General features: G+C 57.3%; 6 protein-coding genes and 2 pseudogenes. 6 read left to right on the top strand and 2 right to left on the bottom strand.

Going from position 1 to position 7,168, the window contains the following annotated elements:
* The 4 genes from ACLQ7H_RS20805 to hpxK all read left to right on the top strand — a co-directional run.
* Nucleotides 1-363 (top strand): siderophore-interacting protein (locus ACLQ7H_RS20805; protein ID WP_411754304.1); only part of this gene is annotated, 363 nt, incomplete at its 5' end.
* Nucleotides 364-606: 243 nt separating this feature from the next.
* Nucleotides 607-1,449 carry a MurR/RpiR family transcriptional regulator gene (locus ACLQ7H_RS20800; RefSeq protein ID WP_411754303.1) on the top strand — a complete coding sequence of 281 codons (843 nt, stop codon included), beginning with the start codon at nucleotides 607-609 and terminating at the stop codon, nucleotides 1,447-1,449.
* Nucleotides 1,450-1,654: 205 nt separating this feature from the next.
* Nucleotides 1,655-2,896, top strand: a complete 1,242-nt coding sequence (locus tag ACLQ7H_RS20795; RefSeq protein WP_411754302.1) for a pyridoxal-phosphate-dependent aminotransferase family protein — start codon at nucleotides 1,655-1,657, stop codon at nucleotides 2,894-2,896.
* Complete coding sequence (gene hpxK, locus ACLQ7H_RS20790) at nucleotides 2,896-4,158, top strand: allantoate amidohydrolase (RefSeq protein ID WP_411754305.1); 1,263 nt, start codon at nucleotides 2,896-2,898, stop codon at nucleotides 4,156-4,158. Before ACLQ7H_RS20795 ends, hpxK begins: the two co-directional genes overlap by 1 nt.
* Nucleotides 4,159-4,188: 30 nt before the next feature.
* Here the strand turns inward: hpxK and ACLQ7H_RS20785 are convergent, their stop codons facing one another.
* Both ACLQ7H_RS20785 and ACLQ7H_RS20780 read right to left on the bottom strand, forming a co-directional pair.
* On the bottom strand, nucleotides 4,189-4,962 hold the full coding sequence (locus tag ACLQ7H_RS20785) for an amidohydrolase (protein ID WP_411754301.1): 774 nt from the start codon (nucleotides 4,960-4,962) through the stop codon (nucleotides 4,189-4,191).
* A pseudogene (locus ACLQ7H_RS20780) lies at nucleotides 4,950-6,100 on the bottom strand (pyridoxal phosphate-dependent aminotransferase). The gene ACLQ7H_RS20785 and the pseudogene ACLQ7H_RS20780 overlap by 13 nt, the downstream one beginning before the upstream one ends.
* A gap of 176 nt (nucleotides 6,101-6,276) precedes the next feature.
* Here ACLQ7H_RS20780 and ACLQ7H_RS20775 point away from each other — a divergent pair.
* Nucleotides 6,277-6,891, top strand: a complete 615-nt coding sequence (locus ACLQ7H_RS20775; protein WP_411754300.1) for a methylthioribulose 1-phosphate dehydratase — start codon at nucleotides 6,277-6,279, stop codon at nucleotides 6,889-6,891.
* Nucleotides 6,888-7,168 (top strand): annotated as a pseudogene (locus ACLQ7H_RS20770) (acireductone synthase); the annotation flags it as partial. The gene ACLQ7H_RS20775 and the pseudogene ACLQ7H_RS20770, both read left to right, overlap by 4 nt.

The following is a 7,168-nucleotide window of genomic DNA, read 5'->3' as shown; positions in this document are numbered from 1 at the left end:
CCGCGTGTGCAGGCTTTCTTCGAAGTGCCGGTAGCGGGGGACTGCCTCGATATGGCGCACTTTCCGTTTGCCGAGGTTTACTGGCTGCCACGGGACGTTGGACACCAGCAACTGCATGGCACATTGCTGGTGGAGGCGGTGCGTCAGCGGGTTAATATTCCTTCCTCGGCGCGGGCTGAAGCGCAGTCTCTGGCAGAAAACAGTCTGAGTGGGGATTTGCTGTGGGAGCGTGCCGAAGGGGCTAAGACCTTTTACGCCTGGGTGGCTGCGGAGTCATCGGTGGTGAAAACGTTGCGCCGTTACCTGATTGGCGAACGCGATCTGGACCGTTCCACGGTGAACTTTATGGCGTATTGGTGTTAATGGATAAAGTGACAATATTGCGTAATCTATGCCGGTCTAACATGTTTAACCGTAGGGGCGCCGCATGCTGCGCCCGTTTAACCGCATACACCGCCTCTACGTCGCGTTAAATCCCTTCACGAGCCGCTGCGTAATTTATAAGCAACACGCAATCGCGCCATTGTCATCCTGATTTCAACTCTGGCGGCCGCTTTGGCTGCTGTGCTATGTTCCGCTGAAACAAAAGTTACAGCGGGAGTAGCGATGAAACAGATTGATGAACGCCTGCGCAGCGAATACCCGCAATTGGCCCCTCAAGAGCAGCGGGTGGCCGACTTTATCTTCGATCACTTTGACGACCTGCTTAGCTATAACAGCACCGAGTTGGCACGCCTGAGCGGGGTGTCCAAGGCCACGGTCAGCCGTTTGTTCAAGCGCTTGGGCTATGCCAGCTATCGCGCAATGCGTGACGAGCTGCGTACCCTGCGCCAAAGCGGTATGCCACTGACCGACAGCCGTGATGCAGTACAGGGGAACACCTTACTGGCTCGCCATTACCAGCAGGAAATGGTCAATCTGGCGCACTGGGTGCAACAGATTGATGCGGCACAGTTTGGTGCGGTGATCGCGGCCATGGGGCAATCCCGACGGCTGGTGCTGTTGGGAATGCGCAACAGCTATCCCGTCGCGATGCATTTACGCCAGCAACTGATGCAGGTGCGTGAGCAGGTTTTGTTAATACCGCAGCCGGGCCAAACCTTGGCCGAAGATCTGGTGGATCTGGGGCCGCAGGACATGGTGGTGGTAGTGGCATTTCGCCGCCGTCCACGCCTGGTGCGAGAGGTATTGCAACAGTTGCAGATTAAGCAGGTACCGACATTATTGATCTGCGAACCGCAGGCCCAGGCGCTGCTCCCGTTGGCCAGCTGGCATTTGATGACGCCGCTCGATAGCGTCTCGGCGTTTGACAGTTACTCCAGCGCCATGAGCCTGGCGAGCCTGCTGAGCAATGCGTTACTGCATGACAGATTGTCGCAAGGGCGGCAGCGCATTCATCAGGTCGCCAATCTGTTCAGCGATCTGGAGGAATTGGAGCAGCGTAGCTGAATAACTGCTGACAATCGCCAACCGTCTCATTACGTAGGGGCGCCGCATGCTGCGCCCGTCGTGATTCATTAGTTGCAGGTAAATAATTTAAGAATCTTTTGTTTCATCCTCTCTCGCTTGGCGATAATCTAGCAATATCAAAAATCCGGCCGGTCGCAGACGTGGCAATCTCCAGGCTAAGTTATTAAGTTGACAAGGAATGAACATGCTAGCTATCAATCAATTCGATCAAATCAATCCTCCGCACCGCCTACTGATGGGCCCAGGGCCGATCAATGCCGATCCACGCGTGCTGCGTGCCATGTCCAGCCAGTTGATTGGCCAATACGATCCGGCCATGACCGGCTATATGAATCAGGTGATGGAGCTGTATCGCGCCCTGTTCCGCACGCAGAACCGCGGGACGATGCTAATAGACGGGACTTCTCGTGCTGGTATCGAGGCAATGCTGGTCTCTGCCATTCGCCCTGGCGATAAAGTGCTGGTGCCGGTATTTGGCCGTTTTGGTCATCTGCTGTGTGAAATCGCCCGCCGTTGTCGTGCCGAAGTGCACACCATCGAAGCACCTTGGGGTGAGGTATTCAATGCCGATCGGATCGAGGATGCGATCAAGAAAGTCCGGCCACGCCTGTTGCTGACGGTGCAAGGGGATACCTCCACCACCATGCTGCAACCGTTGGCAGAATTGGGGTATATCTGCCGCCGCCACGGCGTCCTGTTCTATACCGATGCTACCGCCTCGTTCGCGGGTAACGAGTTGGAAACCGATGCCTGGGGATTGGATGCGGTGTCCGCAGGGCTGCAAAAATGCCTCGGTGGCCCTTCTGGCAGCTCTCCAATTACGCTTAGCCCGCAGTTTGAAGAGATCGTACGCCGCCGTAAGTGTGTTGAAGAGGGGATCCGTACCGTCGATCACGCAGACGGTGACGACGAGATGATCTACTCCAACTATTTCGATCTCGGCATGATCATGGATTACTGGGGGCCGGAGCGCTTGAACCACCATACGGAAGCCACCAGCATGCTGTTTGCCGCGCGTGAATGCGCCCGGGTGATCCTGGAGGAAGGGTTGGATAACGCTATTGCCCGCCATAAATTGAATGGCGCGGCGATGTTGGCCGGGATCCAGGGGATGGGGCTGGAGGTCTTTGGCGATATCGCCAACAAGATGAATAACGTGCTGGGCGTAGTGATCCCGCAGGGCATCCATGGCGAGCAGGTACGCCAGATGATGCTCAATGACTTCGCCATCGAAATCGGCACCTCATTTGGCCCGTTGCAGGGCAAGATCTGGCGGATTGGCACCATGGGGTATAACGCGCGGAAAGACTGCGTGCTGCAAACTCTGGCCGCGTTGGAAGCGGTACTCAACCGTCTCGGTTTTGTTAGCCCGCACGGAGAAGCTATGCAGGCAGCATGGAACATTTACGACGCCGAGCAGAACTGATGGCAATGCTGCTGACCCCTCAGGAAGCGGAACGAGCCGCGGCCAGAGTAATGGCTCGCTGTGACGAACTGGCGGCGATCAGCAGCACGCCAGGCCAATTGACGCGGGTTTACCTCTCCCCAGAACATCTGCGTGCCAACCGGCTGGTAGGGAACTGGATGCGTGAGCTGGGGATGGCGGTCTGGCAAGACGGCGTAGGTAATATCTGCGGACGTTACGAAGGGCAGCAACCGGCCGCATCGGCGCTGCTGCTTGGTTCTCATCTGGATACGGTGCGCAACGCGGGGCGTTACGATGGCATGCTAGGTGTCTTGACCGCGCTCGAGGCTGTAGCGTTGTTGCATAGCCGTAATCGGCGTTTGCCGCAGGCGATCGAGGTGATCGGTTTTGCCGACGAAGAGGGCACGCGTTTTGGCATTACTTTACTCGGCAGTAAAGGGATCACCGGGCAGTGGGCAGAGGATTGGCTGGCATGTACCGATGCTGAGGGTATCAGCGTGGCCGAGGCTATGCGTGACGTGGGCCTTGATCCTGCGGCGGTGGGTTCTGCCGAGCGGGCACAAGACTCGATCTGCGCCTATCTCGAACTGCATATTGAACAGGGGCCTTGTCTTGAAGCCGTCGGTCAGGCTCTGGGAGTGGTCACGGCGATTAACGGTGCCCGCCGCCTCAACTGTACTTTTACCGGACATGCTGGTCATGCAGGGACCGTGCCGATGGGGCAGCGCCGGGATGCGCTGGCTGCTGCCGCTGAATGGATGGTCACGGTTGAGCGGCACACCATGGAATACGATCCGCATGTGGTCGCCACGGTCGGTCAGATCGAAAGCTTACCGGGGGCTGTTAATGTGATCCCTGGGCAGGTCAGGTTATCCCTCGACGTTCGTGGCCCGCAGGATGAGCCGCTAGACGCGTTGCTGGCCGAGTTACTGGCACAGGCGCAGAGTATTGGCGCGCGTCGCGGAGTCGGCTTCGACAGCGAGGAGTTCTACCGCATAGCGGCTACCGCTTGTGACCCTCAGTGGCAGCAGCGCTGGCATGACGCGGTAATACAGGTGCAAGATAACTGCCTAATGCTGCCAAGCGGCGCGGGGCACGATGCGATTGCTCTCGCTGCTCGTTGGCCGGTGGGAATGCTGTTTGTTCGTTGCGAGGGGGGTATTAGTCATCATCCCGATGAGGTCGTCACGGCCTGTGACGTGGCGCTAGCGATCCAGGCTTACTGCCGGGTCTTGGATATAACTGACCCCTTGTATGTTTAAAGTGCCTTTAAACATACAAGGGGTATCGGCTCAATCGTTCAGTTGGAAGCCATCCGCATCACGCCAGGCAGGAAACGCGGTGCGGTAGGTTTGCAGCGTTTCCAGCGAAAGCTCGGCATCCAGCCTCGCTGCCTGGCCCGCTTCTGCGCTGGCCAACCGTTCCCCCTGCGGGCTGATAATCAGGCTGTCACCGCTGTAATTCAGACCGTTGCCGTCCTCGCCCACGCGGTTGCACCCCGCCACGTAAATCTGGTTTTCAATCGCCCGCGCCGCCAGCAGCGTTTGCCAGTGCATGCTGCGCGCCGCCGGCCAGTTGGCCACGTACAGGGCCAGATCGTAATCCTGCTGATAGCGTGACCACACCGGGAAGCGCAGGTCATAGCAGATCTGCGGCAGGATACGCCAGCCGCGCCATTCGAAAATGGTGCGCTGTTTCCCAGCCTGATAGTGTTGGTGTTCACCGGCCATGCGAAACAGATGGCGTTTATCATAGCCATGCACCTTGCCGCCGGGCTCCACCAGCAGGAAACGGTTAACGGCCCCGTCGGCAGTTTTCAGCGCCACGCTGCCACCCACCAAGGCGTTGGTTTTCACCGCCCAGGTATGTAACCAGTCAATCACCTGTTGTTCTGGCAACGCGCTTTCCCCGGCATCCATAGCAAAGCCGGTAGTAAACATTTCCGGCAGCACAATCAGATCGCGGCCGGTAATTGAGGGCAACAAGGCATCGAAATGGCGCAGATTAGCCTCACCTTGGCGCCAGACCAGCGGTTGCTGCAACAGGGTAATTTTTAGAGTCGACATAGGCGCTCCGCAGCGGCATCCAGCGTGGCATCCTGTTTGGCAAAACACAGCCGGATCAGTTTATGGGGGAAAGGATCGGCACAGAAGACGGACAGCGGGATCGCCGCCACGCCTGCGTGCTCGGTTAACCAATGGCAGAAGGCGACGTCATCCAGATCGGAAATGGCGCTGTAATCGGACAGTAAGAAATAGGTGCCTTCGCAGGGGAGAATTTCCAACCTGCTGTTGGCTAACGCCTGTACAAAACGATCGCGTTTAGCACGGTAGAACGCGGGTAGCTGCTGCCAGTGTTCCGGCTCGTTGCGCAGCATATCGGCCAAGGCCAGCTGGGCCGGGGTGTTGACCGAGAACGTCAGATACTGGTGAACCTTGCGCACCTCGGCGCTTAACGCTTCCGGGGCCACGCAGTAACCCACTTTCCAGCCGGTCATATGGAAGGTTTTGCCAAACGAGGAAACGGCAATCGCCCGCTGACGCAGTTGCGGATGAGCCAGTACGCTGGCGTGCCCCCCTTTGGCAAAGCAGATATGTTCGTAAACCTCATCGCTCAGGATATAGATTTCCCGATCGGCGATGGCGGCCCATAGTTGCTGCATATCCTCTGCCGACCAAGCCGTGGCGGAGGGATTCTGCGGAGTATTAAGGATCACCAGCCGGGTACGTGGTGAGAGCTGTTCGGCAAACCGTTGCCAATCGATCTTGAAGGCTGCAGGGCAATGCGTTTCAGAACGCCGCCGGAAAGCTGTACTGCCGGGGCATAGCTGTCGTAGCTTGGGTCGAAGCAAATCACTTCATCGCCGGAGCGTACCAGGGCGCTGATCGCAGCGAACAACGCTTCGGTTGCACCCGCAGTGACGGTCACTTCACTATTGGCATCGGGCTGCCAGCCGTAGAGCTGAGCGGTTTTTTCCGCAATAGCCTCACGCAGCGGCGCGGTACCCGTCATCGGTGCGTATTGGTTTGCCCCCTGGCTGACGTGCCAGCTCAGGCGCTGTTTTAAATACTCCGGGCCATCAAAATCCGGAAAGCCTTGCGACAGGTTGATCGCCTGATGCTGCTGCGCCAAGGCGCTCATCTGAGTAAAGATGGTGGTGCCGAGGTCGGGTAACTTGCTGGCTGGGACAGGTACGGTGCTCATATCAGGCTATTTCTCCTGGCGCTTATGTTGCGAACAATATAACACGGTGTTAGTCTTTGGCAATCAAGACGTTTAGACGTCTATCCTCATCACCTAGCGACAACTTGAAATTCTTAGAGGATAAGTGAGTCACATTCAATCAACAGCCAAAAGCTACCTGCCAGGAAATAGATAGAATGATGGAAAACCCGCAATTATCTGCCTTATTGGCCGCCTGCCACTGGATCGGTGAGAAAGGCTGGTGCCCGGCGACCGGCGGCAATATGTCGTTGCGCCTTGATACCCAACATTGCCTGGTGACCGAGTCCGGCAAAGACAAGGGCAGCCTGAGCGAACAGGATTTATTGCTGGTGGAAACGGCAAACAACCATGTTCCCAGCGGTCGCACGCCTTCGGCGGAAACTGGCCTGCACACGCTGATCTACCGCCTCTATCCCGCAGTTGGTGCCATCCTGCATACCCATTCGGTCAATGCCACCGTGCTTTCCCGCGTGGAGAAAAGTGAGGCGCTGGTGCTGCAAGGGTATGAAATGCAGAAATCGCTCAGCGGTCAGAAGAGCCATCTCGACAGCGTCAGTATCCCTATTTTTGATAACGACCAGGATATTCCGGCGCTGGCTGCGCGTGTGGCCGCATTTGCCGAGATAACGCCCTTGCAGTACGGTTTTCTGGTGCGCGGCCACGGCTTGTATTGCTGGGGCAAACAGGTGGAGGAAGCGCGCCGCCATCTTGAAGGGCTGGAATTCCTGTTCCAGTGCGAATTGCAACGCCGTTTACTGGAGGCTAAATGATCCGCGCCATCGTCACCGATATTGAAGGCACCACCAGCGATATCCGTTTTGTGCATCAGGTCCTGTTCCCCTATGCCCGTGAGCGGCTAGGGGAGTTCATCCGTAGCCATGCCAACGACGCCGAAGTTGCGGCTCCGCTGGCGGCATTACGTGCAGAGATCGCACAGCCGGACGCCGATAATGAGCAACTTATTACCACCCTTTATCGCTTTATGGATGAAGATCGCAAATCGACCGCGTTGAAGGCCTTGCAGGGCATTATCTGGCGCAGCGGCTA

Origin of the sequence: Serratia sp. (in: enterobacteria) (genome assembly GCF_046715635.1) — a bacterium.
Taxonomy (GTDB): Bacteria; Pseudomonadota; Gammaproteobacteria; order Enterobacterales; family Enterobacteriaceae; genus Chania.
Note: the sequence above shows the minus strand (reverse complement) of the source record. Positions and strands in the feature narration are given on the sequence as shown.

Bases quoted from the DNA above. Each gene is read 5' to 3' on its own strand.
- ACLQ7H_RS20800 (WP_411754303.1), top strand. From the start codon at position 607: ATGAAACAGATTGATGAACGCCTGCGCAGCGAATACCCGCAATTGGCC.
- ACLQ7H_RS20775 (WP_411754300.1), top strand. From the start codon at position 6,277: ATGATGGAAAACCCGCAATTATCTGCCTTATTGGCCGCCTGCCACTGG.
- hpxK (WP_411754305.1), top strand. From the start codon at position 2,896: ATGGCAATGCTGCTGACCCCTCAGGAAGCGGAACGAGCCGCGGCCAGA.
- ACLQ7H_RS20785 (WP_411754301.1), bottom strand. From the start codon at position 4,962: ATGTCGACTCTAAAAATTACCCTGTTGCAGCAACCGCTGGTCTGGCGC.
- ACLQ7H_RS20795 (WP_411754302.1), top strand. From the start codon at position 1,655: ATGCTAGCTATCAATCAATTCGATCAAATCAATCCTCCGCACCGCCTA.